The sequence below is a fragment of the Caballeronia sp. LZ043 genome, from assembly GCF_031451075.1.
GTDB lineage: Bacteria > Pseudomonadota > Gammaproteobacteria > Burkholderiales > Burkholderiaceae > Caballeronia.
The window spans coordinates 116546-135058 of sequence record NZ_JARUXT010000002.1 but is presented as its reverse complement, the minus strand read 5'-3'; the positions used below and the strand labels follow the sequence as shown (position 1 = coordinate 135058).

At 65.1% G+C, this 18513-nt stretch carries 16 protein-coding genes; 4 read left to right on the top strand and 12 right to left on the bottom strand.

Annotation, left to right across the window (positions count from 1 at the left end; translation table 11 throughout):
• Position 1: 1 nt before the first annotated feature.
• The gene (locus tag QCE64_RS13965) at positions 2-868 is read left to right on the top strand and encodes a glucose 1-dehydrogenase (RefSeq protein WP_309931833.1); all 867 of its coding nucleotides are present in this window, start codon (positions 2-4) and stop codon (positions 866-868) included.
• Positions 869-1058: 190 nt separating this feature from the next.
• On the opposite strand, the gene QCE64_RS13960 is transcribed toward QCE64_RS13965, so the two are convergent.
• From QCE64_RS13960 to QCE64_RS13910, 11 genes are all read right to left on the bottom strand, one after another.
• The gene (locus tag QCE64_RS13960) at positions 1059-2072 is read right to left on the bottom strand and encodes a chemotaxis protein CheB (protein WP_309931831.1); all 1014 of its coding nucleotides are present in this window, start codon (positions 2070-2072) and stop codon (positions 1059-1061) included.
• An 85-nt stretch (positions 2073-2157) separates the two neighbouring features.
• Complete coding sequence (locus tag QCE64_RS13955; RefSeq protein ID WP_310004357.1) at positions 2158-6309, bottom strand: CheR family methyltransferase; 4152 nt, start codon at positions 6307-6309, stop codon at positions 2158-2160.
• A 277-nt stretch (positions 6310-6586) separates the two neighbouring features.
• The gene (locus QCE64_RS13950) at positions 6587-7186 is read right to left on the bottom strand and encodes a recombinase family protein (protein ID WP_310004355.1); all 600 of its coding nucleotides are present in this window, start codon (positions 7184-7186) and stop codon (positions 6587-6589) included.
• A gap of 199 nt (positions 7187-7385) precedes the next feature.
• Positions 7386-7610: a hypothetical protein gene (locus QCE64_RS13945; protein ID WP_310004352.1), complete on the bottom strand. Its 225-nt coding sequence runs from the start codon at positions 7608-7610 to the stop codon at positions 7386-7388.
• A gap of 172 nt (positions 7611-7782) precedes the next feature.
• The gene (locus QCE64_RS13940) at positions 7783-8043 is read right to left on the bottom strand and encodes a DUF6723 family protein (RefSeq protein WP_309922842.1); all 261 of its coding nucleotides are present in this window, start codon (positions 8041-8043) and stop codon (positions 7783-7785) included.
• A 495-nt stretch (positions 8044-8538) separates the two neighbouring features.
• Entirely contained in the window at positions 8539-9930 is a 1392-nt protein-coding gene (locus tag QCE64_RS13935; RefSeq protein WP_309920267.1) for an LLM class flavin-dependent oxidoreductase, read from the bottom strand.
• A gap of 30 nt (positions 9931-9960) precedes the next feature.
• Positions 9961-11256, bottom strand: a complete 1296-nt coding sequence (locus QCE64_RS13930; RefSeq protein WP_309920265.1) for an MFS transporter — start codon at positions 11254-11256, stop codon at positions 9961-9963.
• Between the two features lie 90 nt (positions 11257-11346).
• Positions 11347-12411, bottom strand: coding sequence for an amidohydrolase family protein (locus tag QCE64_RS13925; RefSeq protein ID WP_309931828.1), 1065 nt, complete (start codon positions 12409-12411; stop codon positions 11347-11349).
• A 9-nt stretch (positions 12412-12420) separates the two neighbouring features.
• The gene (locus QCE64_RS13920; protein WP_310004350.1) at positions 12421-12966 is read right to left on the bottom strand and encodes a flavin reductase family protein; all 546 of its coding nucleotides are present in this window, start codon (positions 12964-12966) and stop codon (positions 12421-12423) included.
• Positions 12963-13292 carry a DUF4387 domain-containing protein gene (locus QCE64_RS13915; protein WP_309812088.1) on the bottom strand — a complete coding sequence of 110 codons (330 nt, stop codon included), beginning with the start codon at positions 13290-13292 and terminating at the stop codon, positions 12963-12965. Before QCE64_RS13915 ends, QCE64_RS13920 begins: the two co-directional genes overlap by 4 nt.
• Before the next feature lies 1 nt (position 13293).
• Positions 13294-14664 (bottom strand): acyclic terpene utilization AtuA family protein, encoded by a 1371-nt coding sequence (locus QCE64_RS13910; protein WP_309920257.1) that lies wholly within the window; start codon positions 14662-14664, stop codon positions 13294-13296.
• A 140-nt stretch (positions 14665-14804) separates the two neighbouring features.
• Between QCE64_RS13910 and QCE64_RS13905 the strand changes: the two genes are divergently transcribed.
• The 3 genes from QCE64_RS13905 to hisD all read left to right on the top strand — a co-directional run bounded on the left by QCE64_RS13905 (position 14805) and on the right by hisD (position 18334).
• A complete protein-coding gene (locus QCE64_RS13905; protein WP_309920253.1) occupies positions 14805-15731 on the top strand; it encodes a LysR family transcriptional regulator in 927 nt (308 codons plus the stop codon).
• A gap of 72 nt (positions 15732-15803) precedes the next feature.
• On the top strand, positions 15804-16877 hold the full coding sequence (locus QCE64_RS13900; RefSeq protein WP_309920250.1) for a LacI family DNA-binding transcriptional regulator: 1074 nt from the start codon (positions 15804-15806) through the stop codon (positions 16875-16877).
• Between the two features lie 128 nt (positions 16878-17005).
• Positions 17006-18334 (top strand): histidinol dehydrogenase, encoded by a 1329-nt coding sequence (gene hisD / locus QCE64_RS13895; RefSeq protein ID WP_309931821.1) that lies wholly within the window; start codon positions 17006-17008, stop codon positions 18332-18334.
• 80 nt (positions 18335-18414) lie between these two features.
• Here the strand turns inward: hisD and QCE64_RS13890 are convergent.
• Positions 18415-18513 (bottom strand): aldehyde dehydrogenase family protein (locus QCE64_RS13890; RefSeq protein ID WP_310005768.1); only part of this gene is annotated, 99 nt, incomplete at its 5' end.

Here is an 18513-nt window from a genome sequence, read left to right as displayed (position 1 = left end):
CATGACCGACAAAGACTATCCCCGTCCGCCGATGCCTCAGCAGCAGCAGGAAAGCCGTCCCGGACACACCGCTCCGATGAACCCGCAACCGGATCACGGCGAATCCAGCTACAGGGGCAGCGGCCGGCTCGCGGGGAAGATCGCGCTGATCACGGGCGCGGACAGCGGCATCGGCCGCGCGGTGGCGATCGCGTATGCGCGTGAAGGCGCGGATGTGGCCATTGCGTATCTGAACGAACATGCGGACGCCGAGGAAACCGCGCGCCTCGTCAAGGATGCAGGCCGGCGCGCGCTGCTGCTGCCCGGCGACATCACGGACCGCGAGCATTGCAAACAACTCGTTGCGAAGACGGCGGAGACGTTCGGCCGGATCGACGTGCTGGTGAACAACGCGGCCTATCAGGCTACCTACGACAAGCTGGAAGACATCACCGACGACGAATGGGACAAGACCTATTCGACCAACATCGGCGCGATGTTCCGCATCACGAAGGCGGCGCTCGCGCACATGAAGCCGGGCAGCGCCATCGTCAACACCACGTCGATCAACGCCGATTCGCCCAATCCCGGGCTGATCGCCTACGCGAGCACCAAGGGCGCGATCCAGAACTTCACGGGCGGTCTGGCGCAATTGCTGGCTGAACGCGGCATCCGCGCCAACTGCGTGGCGCCGGGGCCGATCTGGACACCGCTGATTCCTTCGACCATGCCGCCATCGAGCGTCGAGAACTTCGGCAAGCAGACGCCGATGAAGCGCCCGGGCCAGCCCGCTGAACTCGCCGCTGCTTACGTCATGCTCGCTGAGGACGATGCAAGCTATATCTCGGGTGCGACCATCGCGGTGACGGGCGGCAAGCCGATCATCTGACAGCGGCACTGCGATTGCTTTTAGAAGGATGTGACACGCTCCGCGCACTGGCGCGGGGCCTACGACCTGAAGGAGCGAGCGAACGAATCGCGGCACGCAATATCGTGGAACGCAGGCGACGCGGCGCGGTGCGTTCAGGCGTCGCGCACCTGCCATTCGATGCATGGCGCATCCCACACGCTGAACCAACTCACTCGGGCGATTCAGACGAAGAGGGCTTCGTATGCATTGCCGCACGCAACAGTTCCGCCAGCCGTTCCGCTTCATCGATGCGCGCCTGTTCGATCGCGATCTGATCCCCGTCGCCTGCGCGCTCAGCCCATTGCTGGCGTTCCCTGGCGAAGATCACGCGCTCGTGAACCGCTCGAATCGCCGACCAGATGGCTTCCTCCGAGCGCGATTCAATGCCCTCGGCCAGTGACATGCCCGTGAACGCATGCCCCGTATGGCAACGGTAGCGCAACGGGCGATCGCCGCGAACGCGCCACAATGCCCCGCCACAGTCCGGACAGGTGAGCGCGGAGCGTTCACCGACTTCATCGAGGGCGTCGAGATCCGCCAGACCGCTGGCTGCGATCAGCGCCTCTTTCTCATACATCGGTTTGTTGGCCTGCGCGATTGCCGGGGCTTCGCCTGACGGTCCACCTTTCACGGCCTGCCGGATGCATTCCGCCAATTCCTCCTCCGTGCACAGCCTGTCCGCGCCGCAGGATTCGAGCGCGGCCCGCGGCATCCCGGTCGCCTCGCAATCGTCAGGATCCTGCACGATAGCGAAACCGCGTTGCGCGCGAATGTTGGCGAGTCCCACGGCGCCGTCGTCGAGATCGCCGCTCATCACCACGCCGATCACGCGCGCACCGTATTCCATCGCGGCGCTGCGGAACAGCGGATCGACGGCAGGCCGCGCAAAATTTTCCTTGGCGCCGTCATTGAGCCACATGCGACCTTGCGACAACACGAGATGCCGGTCCGGCGGCGCAATGCAAACCGTGCCGCGCTCAATGGTTTCGCCGTGGCCGGCATAACGCGCCGGCAGGCGTCCCCATGAAGTCATCAGTTCGGGCAGCACGCTGGCATGACGTCCGATATGCAGCACGACGAACAGCGCCGCAGGCAGGTCAGCGGGCAGTTGGCTGATGAGCACCTTGAGCCCCTGGAAGCCGCCTCGCGACGCACCGATCACTACAATATCCCGTTCCGCCATATCGCCTCCTTGCTTAAGGGAAGCAGCAATTCGCGGACCGGGACGCGGCCTTCATATTCCGAAACAGGCCGAAACAAGGCATGCGTTATGAACCCCCTGCGGCCAGCAGCGTGTCCAGCATGTGCAGCAGGTCTGCAAGATCGACCGGCTTGCTCAGGTGCGCGTCGAAGCCCGCCGCACGCGCGGCGCGCCGGTCCTCGTCCCGTCCGAACGCGGTCACCGCGATGGCCTTGAGGCCGACCAGCGCAGGATCGGTACGAACCCTCCTGATGAGCTCGTAGCCGTCGATGCCCGGCAGCTGGACGTCCGAGATCAGCACGTCCACCTCGCCCACCCGAAGCTGTTCCAGCGCCTGCTCGGCGCTCGTGACGGTCTGCACGCTCGCCTGCTCCAGTTCGAGCAACGTCGCGAACGAAGCGGTCGCCTCGATGTCGTTATCGACCAGCAAAAGGCGCGCGCCCGCCACCGGCCGAACACGGTCTTCCTGCTCTTCCGGCGACGCGTCCTGATGCGCCGCGCCCGGCAGCCACACCGACAGCGTGGCGCCATGTCCCACGCCGTCCGAATGGGCCTCGATGCGCCCGCCATGCATCTCGACGAGCTGCTTCGCGAGCGACAGTCCGATACCCAGGCCGCTCGACGTGGGATTGCGTCCGCCTTGCCGGTACATCTCGAAGATATCCGCCAAAGCCGACGGATCGATGCCCTGTCCCGTATCAACGACGTCCACACGCACCATGTCGCTTTCACGCGCGACGCGAATGTCGATGGAACCGCCGCTATCAGTGAACTTCAGCGCGTTCGACACCACGTTCCAGAAGATCTGTTCGCTGCGCACAGCGTCGGCGAAGGCATAGACCGGCTCGCCCGGCGTGCTCAGGTTCAGGCGGATGCCGCGCTGCGCCGTTTCGCTCTCCGTGGCCTCGGCGATACGCGCCAGCACAGCAGCGACATCCAGCGGCGCGATGGACAGCGCCAGCTTGCCGGTGCGCACCCGCGACAGGTCCAGCAGATCGTCGATGATCTGCGCCTGGCCACGCACCGCGCGCTTGATGGAATCCGCTGCTTCGCGCACCACTTCGATACCGCGCGTTTCGGGCAGGCGCGGCAGGATCTCCGCCTTCATGCCGATCAGGTTGAGCGGATGCTTCAGCTCATGCGACAGCACCGCGATGAAGTCGTCCTTCAGCTGGTTCGAGAGCGTTTCCTTCTTGCGCTCGGCGTGTTCGTGCGCGAGCGCCTCGCGGTTCGCGTCCTCGCGCAGCTTGCGTTCGGTCAGGTCGCGCACGATCTTCGCGAAGCCCGTGAACGACGGGTCCGAGATCGGCGTCACCACGCCGCTGCAGTACACCCGGCGTTCGTCGCGCGTGATGTGCCAGCGGTCGTCGTCGGCGCGGCCTTCGCGTGCGGACACCTCGCGTTCGCGCGCCGGAATGTGCGCCTTGCGGTCGATCGGATCGTAGATCAGCGCGATGTTCTTGCCGACCACTTCCCGCTCCGTGAAGCCGAAGATGCGCTCGGCCCCCGCGTTCCATGTGACGATCACGCCGTTCGGATCCTGCAGGATGATCGCGTAGTCGTTGGTGGACTGCGCGACCAGCCGCAGGCGCTGCTCGCCGATGCGCGCCGATTCCTCGGCCAGATGCCGCGCCGTGATGTCGATCAGGGTCAGCACCGCGCCGTCGATGCGGTCGTCCGCCGTGCGGTACGGAAGCAGGCGCATCAGATACCACTTGCCGTCCGAGCTTTCCACTTCGCGCTCGATCAGCTTGAGGGTTTCGAAGGCCTGCTTGACGTCGTCGGCAAGGGACGAGTAGCGCAGCGAATGCGTGATGTCGAACAGCGAGCGGCCAACGTCCACGTCGATCAGCTTGAACACGCGCGTCGCGCTCGTGGTGAAGCGTTTCACGCGGATCTGCTTGTCGACGAAGACGGTGGCGATCTCGGTCGAGGCAATGATGTTCTGCAAGTCGTCGTTGGCCTTCGCCGTGTCTTCCACGCGCGCCTGCAGTTCCGCATTGACCGTGGTCAACTCCTCGTTCACCGATTGCAGCTCTTCCTTGCTGCTTTCGAGTTCCTCGGTCGCGGAGCGCAGTTCCTCGTTGATCGCCTGCAATTCCTCGTTCGAGGCCTTCAGTTCCTCGACCGTCGTCTCGTGTTGCTCGATGGTCGTCGCAAGCTGTTCGCGCGTGTGCTGAAGTTCGCGCTCCAGCTGCATCAGCAGCGGATCCTGGCCGCGCTCTTCGGGCAAGCCTCCGTCCGCCATATGCTCCTGCACTTCGTCGAACAGCACGAGGAAAAAGTCTGCGTTCACGCCCGTGTCATGGAACGGTCGAACGGTCATGTTGACCCACACGGTGCGCCCTTCCTGCAACAGCTTGACGCGCCGCGCCTCGACACTGCCGCCGGTCTGGTGCGCGCGAAACAGCGTCGTGCGCAGATCGAGCCGCAGTTCGGGCAGCACGAGCGCCATGATGTTCGAGGACAGCTCGCCGCCGCCGTGCCGCAGGAAGCGTCCGGCCGTCGTGGAGAGATGCACGATGTTCGAATCGCGATCCACGACCACGCTCGGCGGCGCGTATTCCTCGAGCACCCGCTGGTGCAGCGCGGCGAAGGAAAAGCTGCGGCGCTCGGGGGTTTCCGGTCCGCTGCTCAGGCTCGATTGCGTTGCCACGACCGCGAGATCCTCGCGTGGCATGACGTTGCTGAGCCCGAGCGACGGGAACGCAACCGGCGGCTTCACCCGGTTGAGCACCGTGCGCGCGCGGTAGATGCGGCTTTTCTTGTCGACGATGGTGAAGAGGTCGTCGGCGGTATCGGCGGATTCGGCGGTGCCAAGGAACAGATAACCGCCCGCACGCAGCGCGAAGTGAAACAGTTCGAGCACCTGGCGCTGCACCGCGCGATCGAGATAGATCAGGACATTGCGGCACGAGATCAGGTCGAGGTGCGAGAACGGCGGATCGCGCAGCAGGCTGTGCGCGGCGAACAGAATGCGTTCGCGCACCGACTTCACGATCTGATAGCGTCCGCCTTCCTGCTTGAAGTAGCGGCGCAGGAGATCGTTGGGCACGTCGCTCGCAATGGAGCCCAGATACGAACCGGAGCGCGCCTGCGCGATGGCGGGCTCGTCGATGTCGGTTGCGAAGATCTGGTAGGTCGCCTCGAAGCCCGCGATCTCGCGCGCCTGCGCCAGCATGATGGCGAGCGAATAGGCTTCCTCGCCCGTCGAGCAGCCCGGCACCCAGACGCGGATCTGCGCCTCGCTCTTGTTGGCGTCCAGCAGATGCGGCATGACATCGCGCCGCAGCGCGTCGAAGGCATCGCGGTCGCGGAAAAACTGGGTCACGCCGATCAGCATGTCCGCCAGCAGTGCCGTGGTTTCGTCCGGGTGGGCGCGCAGATGCTCGCGGTATTCGCCGATGTCGCGCAGACCGTTCACCTGCATGCGCCGCTCGATGCGCCGCAGGATGGTGGCGCGCTTGTAATGACGGAAGTCGTGACCGGTGCGCACGCGCAGCTGCATGAGCACGTCGGAGAGCGCGCGCTCGGCGCCGACGACTACCGGCGAAATCTCCTTCTCGGCCAGCTCGCCGCCCTCCACGGAGGGAAGATGAATCTTCTTCGCGTTGGTCCAGAGGTCGAGCAGTTTTTCCGGCATTTCGGCCGCGGGCAGGATGAAGTCGACCTGGCGGGTGGAGATGGCATGCTGCGGCATCTCGGCGAAATGCGCGTCTTCCGGCTTCTGCGCGACGGTCATGCCGCCGCTCTCCTTGATGCGCGAGAGGCCTGCGGCGCCGTCCGATCCCGCGCCCGACAGCACGATGCCCACCGAACGCGTGCCATGCTCGGACGCCAGCGTGGCGAAGAAGTGATCGATGGTCGTGGGCGAGGTTTCCTTGCCGGCACGGTCCACGGATTGCAGCGAGGTGCCGGTCATTTCAACGTGCTGCCCGGGCGCGTTGATGTAGATGTGGTTCTTCTCGATGGTGGTCGGCCCCGTCACCTGCCTGACCGGCATGTCCGTCACGCGCTGCAGCACCTCGTCGGCGAAACTCATGTGGTCCGCCGGCAGATGCACGATCACGACAAACGCCATGTCCATCTCGGCGGGCGCGTTGTCGAAGAAGTTGAGCAGCGCCTCGATGCCACCCGCGGATGCGCCCATGCCGACGACGGCAAACTGCAAGGGCTCGATATTCGTGGAAGCCGGCGCCTGGGAACCGCTGCTCGTCATGTGCTCAGGCCCTCCGCCCGAATCTTGTGTACTGATGGGTTGCCCATGCTCGTTCGTATGGTGTCGTCTGGTTCATGCTGCCCGATGGATGTGCGTGGGGTCCTCCGCGCGCACGGGCCGTGCTGGCGTCGCGCTGCGGCTCTCGCTGCGACCGGATTGTAGTGTACGTAACGTCCCTTTTCAGGCTGTGCGATGTGCACATGCCGGTGAGTGCGCCGCTCTCGCGAACGGGAAGGCGCTTCAGAGAGGCCTGAACCAGGCCAGGGCAGCCAGATCCCTATTTGGCGTCATTGACAGCGAGTGGCTGAGGCACGGCGTCCTCTTGCTGCGCGGCATCCGGCGCCTGCCGATGGGCGTTGCGCAGACGCATGATGGTCTGGCGCGAGGTGTTGAGCGCGCGGGCAATTTCCGTCACGGTACGGCCCGCGCCCAGGGAGTCGATGGCCTGCTGCTGCTGCGCCGGGGTAAGCGAACTGGGACGTCCCTGCGCGACGCCGCGTTCCTTCGCCGCATTCGCCGCTTCGCGGGCTCGGCTGCGGCGGGTCACGCGCTCCAGGTCCTCGGCGAGCCGGAGTGCGTCGATGAAGGGCTGTCCTTCGGCGGCACAGAGATCTTGCGTGCCATAGGCGAGACACACCGTGACGATGCCGCGCCGCCCGAGCTGTTCGATGGTCGCGAGGACGTCGGAGACGCTGTTGCCGAGGCTGAGGAGCTGGGTGGTTACGAGCGTATCGCCCGCCTGCAGCCGGCGCATCGCGCGCTGGAAGGCGGGCCGCGAGGACATGGGCGCCGTGCAGCTGCAGCACTCCACGAACACCGCGCTCATGTCGACAAAATAACCTGCCGCGTCGATCTCGAAGAGGTCGCGCTCGTGCATCGGGACACCTCTGCTTTCCTCAAATACATAAACAACAAGTGCCATGGCCTGACGTTCTCTCCGGTCGGATGATGGCGCGCGGTTCAAATCACAGCGGCCGATAGGTGCAGTATGGCAGTACGAAAGGCGCGTTCAACGTACAAAATGCGACCAATCCGTACGCGTTTGCGCAAACTTTGGCATGAGCCGGTGCGCTCACTCAGGCTGCGGCGGGATGCCACAGACGGTGGTCTATTTCGTCCTTTCCTGCGGACAGCGCGAAGGCGCTCGCTTCTTCTGCGGAGTCGAAATGGCCCAGCACGCCGCTGGCGCGTTGCTGGCCGCGATCATCGCAAATGATGGCCATCGCCGCGTATAAGCCGCCGTCGAAGGCTGCCATGGGGATGACGACAAAGCCACGATATTCAAACCGGGTCTGCTCCATACGGCCCTCCGCTCTCTCATGTCGCTTTGTCTTTTTTCGCCCTTCTCTGACCGGCAGCTCGGATGCCAAGGGCCATGCGCCGATTTTCTCTCTACCGAAAACGTTTGCGATCCGGGAAAACCAGCGGCCATATCTGTCCAGATCAGGTTCTTTCCGGCATATCGTGCCCGGGCTAGAGTTCAGGGCGTGCGAGATCCGCATTCACGACGGCGTCGCCACGCGCGAGAGCGGCGGCCACTGCGTCGGATTTCGTGGCGAACGGGCCAATGGTGTCAACGCCGTCGAACGGAAACAACAACCGGCCATCCGTCTTCCTGACCACCTTCAACGTGCCGAAGAAGCCGCTTGCCGTGCTGCCCCGATAGGAGGCATAGATCTGGAAGTCGTCCGCACTGGTCCCCGGCCTGGGTTCGACATGACGTGCCGGGAACAGGACCAGCTTGGGGCGCTTGCCGCTCGATTGAGTCACTGGCTCACCGCTGAGGGATATCGACGTCTCGATTGTGATTCAACGAGAGTGCACGCGTGGCGTCCTTAAGCCATGCTTTAGTGGCGCCGGAAGGGCATACGGATTGCGAACCGCAGCGGATTCACAGGCAGGAGGCGCCTGAGCGTAGCGCTCGTTACGATGTGCACCACGGCCTGCCGGGGCCACGCATTTCTTGCGAAGCACGGCGGCGAATGGAGACTGCCCGTGCAACCGGGGCACGGGCATCGAAAGGATGCCGGTGGAAGGTACCGCGATGCGCTGGCCGGAGGGCAAGAGTCCGTTTGAAGCGGTAGCGCGCGAGGGCATGACCTTCGGTGCATGACGCCGCGTATCACCTGTCCGCGCACTTCAGACACGAACGCAACGGCGGTCCGATGACCGAACCTGCCGCCGCGCCCGACTTAAGCAGATAAATAGGCCCGTTGTGGGCCGCCTCAATCAAGCAAGCTTGATCTTCTTTTCCTGCGGATACGCCGTCTTGCGCCAGTCGCCCGACTGCGGGATCGGCAAGCCGAGGTTTTCGCGCAGCGTTCCGCCCGTGTAGTCCTTGCGGAACAGGCCGCGACGCTGCAGCTCCGGCACCACCATGCGCACGAAGTCCTCATACGCGCCGGGCACGTGCGTCGGCGCGATCACGAAGCCATCCACGGCGCCTTCCGTGAACCATTGCTCCATCTGGTCCGCGACCGTCTTCGGTGTGCCGCAGAACACCGGGAACTCGTCGATGCGCGCGCGCTTCGAAAAGTCCACGAAATCCCGCACCGACGGATTCTTTTTGCCCGAAAGCGTCACCACGCGATCGCGGAACCCGGTCCAGCCGGAAATCGCGGCCATTTCGGCGTCGCTGAACGGATCGTCGTAGCCGCGCTTCGAAAAGTCCGTGTTGAGCACTTCGCACAGCAGCGCGAGCGAGTCGATCGGCTTGGCGAGGGCGTCGATGTATTCGCGTTCCTTCTGCGCGATCTCGTCGGACTCCGCGACGATCGTGTAGCACGCCGTCGAGATCTTCACGTCGTCGGGGTTGCGGCCTGCATCGGCGAGCGCCTGCTTCATCTCCGCGTACTGTTTCTTCGCCACTTCGAGCTTCGGATAGACGACGAAGATCAGGTCCGCCCAGCGCGACGCGAACGCGCGGCCACGGCCGCTCTGTCCCGCCTGGATCAGCACCGGATGGCCCTGTTGCGAACGCGGCACCGTGAACGGGCCCCGCGACTTGAAGAACTTGCCCTGGTGATCGAGACGATGCACCTTCGACGGATCCGCGAAGCGGCCGCTTTCCTTGTCGAGGATCAGCGCATCGCTTTCCCACGTATCCCAGTGGCCCATCACCGTTTCGACGAACTCGTCGGCGCGGTCATAGCGCAGGTCGTGTTCGAGATGCGCGTCCTGCCCGAAGTTCGCCGCTTCCGAATCGTTCAGCGACGTCACCACGTTCCACGCGGCGCGGCCCTTGGTCATCAGGTCGAGCGTGCCGAACGTGCGCGCGATGTGGAACGGCTCGTAGTAGGTCGTCGAGTAGGTCGCGCCGAGGCCGAGCTTCGAGGTCGCCATGCCCATCGCGGTGAGGATCGAGACCAGGTCCATCTTCACGGCGCGCACGCCGTGCTCGACGGTCTGCGCGTGATCGTTGCCGTAGATGTCGGGCATCGCGAGGCGGTCGTCGAAGAAGGCGAGGTGGAACTTGCCTTCCTCCAGCGTGCGCGCGATGCGCTGGTAGTACTCGGGCGTCGTGAAGTCCTGCATCGCCGCGCTGTGGCGCCACGAACCGGGATAGGTCGAGCAGTTCTGCGCCTGCAGAAAGCCGATCAGGGTCATTTGCTTCTGGGTCATGTCAGGTTCCTCGTGAATCGTGAAAGTGGTTCAGGCGCGGGCCGAGACTTCGCTGATTTCCGCCACGCTGTCGTGGTGGCGAATCGGCTTGCGCGTCATGAAGAGGCTGACGAGCGCGCCGGCCAGGGCGAGCGCCCCCGCGATATAGAACGCGTTGTTGTAGCTGTGCGTGATGGCGACGACATAGCCCGTGGCGATCGGCGCGATCATCGCGAACGATGCGCCGCCGGTGATCAGCAGGCCCGTGCCGCGCCCCACTTCCGCCGACGAAGGCAGCAGGTCGCCGATCAGTGCGATGTTCATCGCCAGCGCGGCTTGCGCGCCGGTCAGCGAGAGCGTGAAGACGGCGACCATCATCCACACGTCATCGACGAACGGCGTGACGAGCACGACGGACGTCAGCAGCATCGAGGCCGCCACCATGGTGCGGCGTCCGCCCTTGTTGATGGCATCGACAGGCAGCAGGCGGTCGCTCAGCTTGCCGATGCCGAGCGCGAGCAGCACCGAGAGCGCATACGGCAGCGCCGTGAAATAGCCGCTCTTGACGATGTCGAGATGACGCTCGGTCTGCAGGTAGCTCGGCAGCCAGGTGAGAAACAGGAACTGCGCATAGGAGCCGAAGCCTTGCGTGATGAGCAGGCCCCAGACGCTCACGGACTTGAGCAGGTCGGGGATGGAGAGCGTCGGGCCGGTAGGCGTGTCGGGCATGCCGCCGTTGCGCTCGCGCAGGATGTGCGCGCGCTCTTCCTCGCTGAGGAAGGTGGCGAGCTCCGGCTTGCGGAACCACTTGAGCCAGCAGACGAGCCAGATTGCGCCCGAGCTGCCGACCAGGATGAAGCCCGTGCGCCAGCCGAACAACTGCACCGCGAAGGCGACCACCAATGCGCCGATGGCCGGGCCCGCATACGAGCCGCTGTTGAGCACGGCCGCCGCGATGCCGCGTTCGCGTGCCGGCATCCATTCGCGGATCACCTTGCCGCCCGCTGGATACGACGATGCTTCGCCGGCGCCCATCACGAGACGCGTAACGAGGATCGACGCATAGCTCCACGCGAAGCCGGTCGCGACGGTGGCCACCGAGAACACCGCCATGCCGATGGCGTTGACGTAGCGCGTGCCCCAGCGGTCGAGTGCGAGGCCCCACAGGATCAGGCTCGCGAAGTATGTCCAGATGAACGAGGACAGGAGGAAGCCCATCTGGATCGGGCTGATGCCGAACTCGTGCGCGATGGGCTGCGCGGCCACCGACAACGCCACGCGGTCGATGTAGTTGATGCTCGTGAGCGAAAACAGAAAGATGTAGATAAAGATGCGGCGATTTTTCATATGTCTCCTCCGGAAATCCGTGCGCACACTGGCGTGCGCCGGACGGTCTCGTGCCTTTTGCGGATGGGTGATGCGCCTGACTCGTTGTGATTACGCGATGCCCTCCGCCATGAGTGCCTCGACCCGCAGCCCGTACACGCGGTTCGCCGTGCCCGCGAGCAGCTTGCGGCGCGCCGCGTCCGGATAGCCCGCGCTCAGCAGCTTGAACGCGTTCCACACGGAGACGTAGTTGCAGCTGCCCTTGTCGACCGGGAAGTTGCTCTCGAACATCGCGCGGTCCGCGCCGAACAGTTCGATGCAGGTGCGCACATAAGGCGTCCAGCGTTCGACCAGCTCGACACAGCTTGCGGGCTTCGCGGCATCGGCGAAAGACAAGCCGGTGCGCGGCATCGCCAGCCCGCCGATCTTCACGGCGACGTTATCGTTCGCCGCCACGCGTCCGAGCGAGCGGCTCCATTCCTCGCGCACCGCGGCGCGCTGATCGGCATAAGGACCGATGCCCAGCGGACCGCCGCAATGATTCAGCACGATGGCAAGGCGCGGATGACGGCGCGCGAGTTCCGCGGCCTGGTCCAGTTGCGTGTGATAGACCCACAGATCGAGCACGAGGCCCATCTCCGCGAGGATCGCGCAATAGCGGTCCAGCTCGGGCGAGGCGATCAGGCGTTCATCGGCGCCGCCATGAGGCGCGGCGAAGGCCGGATCGGCATGCCATGCAGCGCGGACCCGCACGCCGCGCATGCGGCCCTGGCCGTCTTCGAGATGCGCTTCGAGCACGCCTTGCGGATTCGCGACGAAAGGATCGCCATACGCGACGATGCCCTTCACGAGCCCCGCATGACCTTGCTGCAATTGCGCGGCGGCCTGTGCCTGCGCCACCGCGAAGCGCGTCTCGCCGACCGGCTCGAAACCGGCGGGCGCGTCGTCGTCGAAATGCGCCTTGCACTCGACGAACACCGTGGCCAGCACGCGATGCCCCGCGTTCACATCCGCGACGAGTTCCGGCGCGTGATAGAACGCGCTCTCGACATCCCACAGATGATGATGCGGATCGATGATCGGCAATTCCGGCTCCACGGCCGGCTCGGCGACCTGCGCGAGCCATTCGGGCCGCACGCGCGGGAAGTTGGCGTGTTCGTATTTCGCGTCGAACATGCGCGCTCCTCAGGCCGTCAGCGGCCAGAAGCCGCCGAATTGCCCGCTCAGATAGATGAGCGGCGCCATCGGCTGCTGCGATTCGATCTCCAGATGCTCGACCGCGCCGATCAGGATCGCGTGTGTGCCGTACTCCACGGTGTCGTGCACGCGGCAGGTGATCGACGCAATGCTGCCGTCGAGCGACGGAAGATTGTGGTCGTTCATGCGCCATGCGCCGTTGGTGAAGCGGGCGTCGCCGTCCGGCTTGCGCGAGAAGGCCACCGCGAGGTCCGCATGCTGCTGCGTGAGCAGGTTCACGCAGAAGGTGCCGCTGCGCAGGAGGGCATCGAACGCGGATGCGTGGCGGTTCACCGAGACGACCAGCGCGGGCGGGTCCATCGTCAGCGAAGTGACGGCGGTGACGGTCATGCCGTGGCGCACGCCTTCATGCACCGTCGACACCAGCGCCACGCCGCCCGCGAGCCGGCGCATCGCCTGGCGAAAGCCGTCCTGCAAGGTTTCTTCGATAACAGGCGACGCGGCGGGCCGCGTCTGGAGATCGGCTTCGCTCATTGCGTGTTCTCCAGCTTGATGGGGATGTCGATATCGAGCATCGGCGCGTGCTGCTGCGAGCCGTACACGTCGGTATCGCCGATATCGCCCGACGAGATCAGGCGCGGCAGCGTCGCCTTGAACGCGCGTGCTGCGCGATACGGCGTGAACTGCACCTGCTCCGGCTTCACGCCGTACAGGCGCGCGAAAAGTTGCGGCGTGAGCACGCCGGTGGCGGCGACGCGGTCGAAGATCTCGTCGGTTTCGAACACGATGTCGAGCGTGACCATGAACGGTCCTGCATTCTTGCTGCGGCACACGCTCGCAAAATCCTTGATGGCTGGCATGTCAGGCTCCGATGGTTTCGTAGCGGATCGGGAACAGCGACAGCGCGTTCTCCGGCTCGAGCAGATGGCACACGGAAAAGCGGTAGACCTGACCGAGATCGAGGTCGGACGGCGAGAACGGGATCGCCATGTTGCCTTCCTTGCAGAGCCGGCCCGGGAATTCCGAGTGCAGGATCGTGGTGCGCGCAATCGCCAGCACGGCCTTCGCGGTATCGCGGTCCTGCGCGACCACTTCCGCGACGATCGCCGTTTCGTGCGCATGGCGTTCGACCTGCGGCAGCGGTTCGCGCTCGCCCATCACGCCGTTCTGGCCGTAGACGCGGAAGTTGAGCGTGTAGGTGTCGGAGGGCGCGCCGAACGCGGTCGCCTTCTCATCGACAATCTCGCGCGAGCGGGCCAGATAGCGGTCCATCTGCGCTTGCAGCACCGGATCGCGCGTGGCGCACAGCGAGATGACGCGATGCCCGCGCGCCTCGACGCCTTCGAGCTTCACCGTGTACTTCGCGGGCTTCCAGCGCATGCCGGACACGCGCACCGCGCGTTCCGTGACGGCCTCGAACGAACATTCGGAGGTGTCGAGCATGCCGCCCGGCTCGTGGTGATGAATCGGGCTGCTGTTCTCGTGCAGCGCAAAGTACGCCACCGAACGCGGCGTGCAGGCCTGCTCGGGGTGCATCGGTTCGAGTTCGACGTGATCCTCGCGGATGGTCGCGAGCAGACAGCCTTCGCGCTTCGGCAACGCGGGTTCGGCGCCGCATTCCAGCATCTTGCCTGCGTACCAGCCGAGCGCCGGCGAGAAACCCGCGCGGATGGCCATGGCGGCCCACGGCGCCGGGTCCGTGCTGCGGCCCGAGAGAATCACTTGCGCGCCGGCGTCGAGAGCGGTGATGTACGGCTCCGGTCCCATCGCGCCGACCACGCGCACGGCCTGTTCGACGAGTTCCGGCGTCAGTTCGGGCAGGCCGTAGAGCGGCCGTGTCTTGCCGGCGTTGACGTGTTCGAGCAGCACGTCCTTGGGCAATTCCGAATTGATCACCGCGAGCTTGAATGACAGACTTTCTTCCGCGGCGATTTCCTTGACGATATCGACCATCATCTGGAGATGCGGATCGCCGCCGGCGCCGCCGCAGGTGCTGACGATCACCGGAATGCCGCGCGGGACGGCGGCGGCCAGCATGATGCGCATGTCGCGCTTGGTCGCCATGCGCGAGGTGAAGGACTCGCCCGAGGCGAGGTAGTACGGCCCCGGGTCCGAACTGCCGCCGTCCGCGCCGATGAGATGCGGATTGCGCGCAAGCCCTGCTTCGAACGCGCTCTGCGCGAAGCCATAGCCGAGGATGGCCGTACTGCTGAGCAACCTGAGTTCTTCCATTGTGTGAGTGTCTCCGTTGTGCTTCTGGATGGAATCAAGCGTAATCAGATGGAACGGCGGCTGCTCGCATACCTGTTATGCATATCGGCCCGCTTCAGGCGACAATGCCCGGCAACAGAGGAGAACGAGGAGACCCGCACGTGGAGTTGAAGCAGCTGAGGTATTTCATGGTGGTGGCGCGCGAAGGCAGCGTCTCGCGCGCGGCCGCGATTCTCGGCATCAGCCAGTCGATGCTGACGCGCCATATCCAGATGCTCGAACAGGAACTGGGGCCGCCGCTGCTGTATCGGCACGGCCATGGCATGTCGCTCACGGAGGCCGGGCAGAAGTTCCTTGCGCGCGCGAACGACATCCTCGAACGCAGCGACGAGGCCGTGAACCACATGCAGGCCCTGCGTTCGGTGCCGGGCGGCACGGTCACGATGGGCATCCCGCCGATGCTCGGCGACTTCCTGCTGGTGCCGCTCGTCAAGCGCTTCCGCGCCGAGTTCCCCGAGGTGCGCCTGCGCATGCGCGAGGGCTTGTCCGGCTACATGCTCGAATGGCTGCTGAGCGGCCAGCTGGATATCGGCGTGCTGTACAACATCGGGCCGCACAGCACGATCAGCATCGAGCCGCTGCTGTCCGACGACCTGCTGCTCGTCGGTCCGCCGGATGCGAGCATCCTCCAGCCGGCGATGGAGCCCATCCGCTTTGCCGACGCCGTGCAGCTGCCGTGGATACTGCCGGCGCGCCCGCATGGGTTGCGCACGCTCGTCGAGGATGCCGCGACCACGCGTTCCCTCACGCTGAACATCGCCTTCGAGATCGACGCGATGATGGCGATCTTCGAACTCGTCGAGGCCGGCCTGGGCTTTTCGGTCGCGCCGTATGCGGCCGTGCGCGGCCGTATCGAGCGGGGCACGCTGAAGGCCCGGCCGATCATCGAGCCGACGCTGCCGGGCGTGCTGTCGGTGGCGTTCTCGCCGAAGAAGGAAGCCACGCTCGCAATGAAGGCGCTGTATCGCATCGTGCGCCAGGAGACCGATGCGCTGGTGCGTGCGGGCGTGTGGCGCTCGATCGCCTGAACGAGCTGGGGCATACTGTCGGCGCGCTTGCTGTCGCGCCGCCAATTCCCTGACACCCCGAGACCCGATCCGATGTCCGATGCCACGCCCGAACGACGACCCGCCACCGCGCATGACGTAGCCCGCGCGGCGGGTGTCTCGCAGTCGGCGGTGTCGCGTGCGTTCACGCCCGGCGCGAGCGTCTCGCCGGCCACGCGTGAACGCATCGTCGCGGCGGCGCGCGAGCTGGGCTATCGGCCGAACCTGGTGGCGCGTTCGCTGATCACGGGCCGCGCGAACCTCATTGGCGTGACGGTGCCGGCCAATGAAAATCCGTTTTATCACGCTGCGCTCAACGCGCTCACGGCCGCCTTCGCGCGCGCGGGCTATGGCGTGCTGATGTTCACGAGCGACCCCTTGCGCGGCTCGGATCCCGTGCTCGATGAAGTGCTGCGCTATCGCGTGGATGCGCTGGTGCTGATCTCGACCAGCCTGTCCTCGCATTTCGCCGACGAATGCATGAACATCGGACTGCCCGTGGTGATGTTCAACCGCAAGACCGACAGCCAGGCCGCGTCCAGCGTAACGGGCCAGAACCGCGCGGGCGCGCGCACGCTCGCGGCGTTTTTGCACGCCGGCAAGCACAAGCGCTATGCGTATGTCGCGGGTCTCGAGAGCTCGTCCACGAGCCGCGATCGCGAGGAAGGCTTCTTCGATTACTTGCGCGAGCAGGGCGTGAAGGCCATTGAACGGCGCGTGGGCCAGTACACGGCGGCGGGCGCGGAAGAAGCGGTGATCTCGCTGCTGTCCGCCACGAAGCCGCCCGACGCCATCTTCTGCGCCAACGACCACATGGCGCTTGCCGCGATCAGCGTGGCGCGCGCACGCTTCGGGCTGAAGGTGGGCGATGAGGTGTCGATCGTCGGCTTCGACGATATCGACATGGCGCGCTGGCCTGTGTTCGACCTCACGACCTACAGCCAGCCGCTCGACGACATGGTGCAGCGCGCCGTCGCCGCGGTGCTTGCGCAACTGAACGGCACGCTCGATGCGGCGCTTCATGACGAAGCTCCTGGCGGGCTGATCGTGCGCGGCTCGGCGCGCAGGCCGCGCCGGGGCGTCGTGACGAACGACGACGGCACGCAAACCTGGGCCATGCCCGGGTAAACCTTAGCGTCGCTTTTCCCCACTGGAACTTGCCGATCACGCCAAAAGCGACTAATCTTCGCTCGTGTTGCATACGTATGCAATGAGTATGCGCTCCCCACATCAACGAACAGAGACCAGGAGATGTCATGGCCAAGTGGCTGAAGCAAGGTGCGACTGCGGAAGTGATCAAGTCGGCGGCGAAGGAAGTGCGTGAAACGGTGGAGGCGACGCTCGCCGATATCGAGGAACGGGGCGATGCGGCCATCCGTGATCTGTCGATCCGTTTCGACAAGCTGGATCGCGAGGACTATCGTCTGACGCAGAAGGAGATTGACGACTGTCTCTCGCAGCTTTCGGCGCGCGACATCAAGGACATCGAGTTTGCGCAGACGCAGGTGCGCAACTTCGCGCGTCATCAGCGCGACTCGATCAAGGACATTGAAGTCGAGACGATGCCGGGCGTGATCCTTGGGCATCGCAACATTCCGGTGAATGCGGCGGGCTGTTACGTGCCGGGCGGAAAGTATCCGCTGCTGGCATCGGCGCACATGTCGGTGATCACGGCGCAGGTGGCCGGCGTGCCGCGCATCATCACGTGCGCGCCGCCGTTCCATGGCAAGCCGGCGCCGGCGATCGTCGCGGCGCAGCACATGGCTGGCGCGCACGAGATCTATTGCCTGGGCGGCATCCAGGCGGTGGGCGCGATGGCGATCGGCACGGCGAGCATTGCGCCGGTGGACATGCTGGTGGGCCCGGGCAATGCGTTCGTCGCGGAGGCGAAGCGCCAGTTGTTCGGCCGCGTGGGCATCGACTTGTTCGCGGGTCCGACCGAGACGCTCGTGATCGCCGATGAGAGCGTGGATGGCGAGATGTGCGCCACTGATCTGCTCGGCCAGGCCGAACATGGACCGGATTCGCCGGCTATCCTGCTGACGACGTCCGAGAAGCTTGCGAAGGAGACGATGGCGGAAGTGGAGCGCCTGCTGGGCATCCTGCCGACGGCGGATATCGCCCGTAAGTCGTGGGCGCAGTTTGGTGAAGTGATCGTGGCGGAGTCGGATGAGGAGATGGTGAAGATCGCCAATGATCTCGCGTTCGAGCACGTTCAGGTGATGACGCACGATGTCGATTACTTCCTCGAGAACATGACGAACTTCGGCGCGCTGTTCCTGGGTCCGCGCACGAATGTGTCGTATGGCGACAAGGTGATCGGCACGAACCACACACTGCCGACGAAGAAGGCGGCGCGTTACACGGGCGGCCTGTGGGTGGGCAAGTTCATCAAGACCTGCACGTATCAGAAGGTGTTGACGGACGAGGCATCGGCGCTGGTTGGCGAGTATTGCTCGCGTTTGTGCGCGCTCGAGGGCTTCGCGGGTCATGGCGAGCAGGCGAACCTGCGTGTGCGTCGTTATGGCAAGCGTGACGTGCCTTACGCAAGCGCGGTGGCAGAGAGCCCGGCGACGGCGCTCTGATGCGATGAACCGCACGCCGCGCTTCGAGTGGGGCGTGGCGTGCGGTGCGGGTTTCATCTGCTTGCTGGTACGCGTGCGGTTCAGACCGCCATGCACAGGTACTTGATGACGACGTAGTCATCGATGCCATAGTGCGAGCCTTCGCGGCCGAGGCCGGATTGCTTGACGCCGCCGAACGG

Excerpts from the sequence above, each read along its gene's own strand:
- QCE64_RS13965 (WP_309931833.1), top strand. The coding sequence starts at position 2 with ATGACCGACAAAGACTATCCCCGTCCGCCGATGCCTCAGCAGCAGCAG.
- QCE64_RS13960 (WP_309931831.1), bottom strand. The coding sequence starts at position 2,072 with ATGGCGGAACGGGATATTGTAGTGATCGGTGCGTCGCGAGGCGGCTTC.
- QCE64_RS13955 (WP_310004357.1), bottom strand. The coding sequence starts at position 6,309 with ATGACGAGCAGCGGTTCCCAGGCGCCGGCTTCCACGAATATCGAGCCC.
- QCE64_RS13950 (WP_310004355.1), bottom strand. The coding sequence starts at position 7,186 with ATGCACGAGCGCGACCTCTTCGAGATCGACGCGGCAGGTTATTTTGTC.
- QCE64_RS13945 (WP_310004352.1), bottom strand. The coding sequence starts at position 7,610 with ATGGAGCAGACCCGGTTTGAATATCGTGGCTTTGTCGTCATCCCCATG.
- QCE64_RS13935 (WP_309920267.1), bottom strand. The coding sequence starts at position 9,930 with ATGACCCAGAAGCAAATGACCCTGATCGGCTTTCTGCAGGCGCAGAAC.
- QCE64_RS13930 (WP_309920265.1), bottom strand. The coding sequence starts at position 11,256 with ATGAAAAATCGCCGCATCTTTATCTACATCTTTCTGTTTTCGCTCACG.
- QCE64_RS13925 (WP_309931828.1), bottom strand. The coding sequence starts at position 12,411 with ATGTTCGACGCGAAATACGAACACGCCAACTTCCCGCGCGTGCGGCCC.
- QCE64_RS13920 (WP_310004350.1), bottom strand. The coding sequence starts at position 12,966 with ATGAGCGAAGCCGATCTCCAGACGCGGCCCGCCGCGTCGCCTGTTATC.
- QCE64_RS13915 (WP_309812088.1), bottom strand. The coding sequence starts at position 13,292 with ATGCCAGCCATCAAGGATTTTGCGAGCGTGTGCCGCAGCAAGAATGCA.
- QCE64_RS13910 (WP_309920257.1), bottom strand. The coding sequence starts at position 14,664 with ATGGAAGAACTCAGGTTGCTCAGCAGTACGGCCATCCTCGGCTATGGC.
- QCE64_RS13900 (WP_309920250.1), top strand. The coding sequence starts at position 15,804 with ATGTCCGATGCCACGCCCGAACGACGACCCGCCACCGCGCATGACGTA.
- hisD (WP_309931821.1), top strand. The coding sequence starts at position 17,006 with ATGGCCAAGTGGCTGAAGCAAGGTGCGACTGCGGAAGTGATCAAGTCG.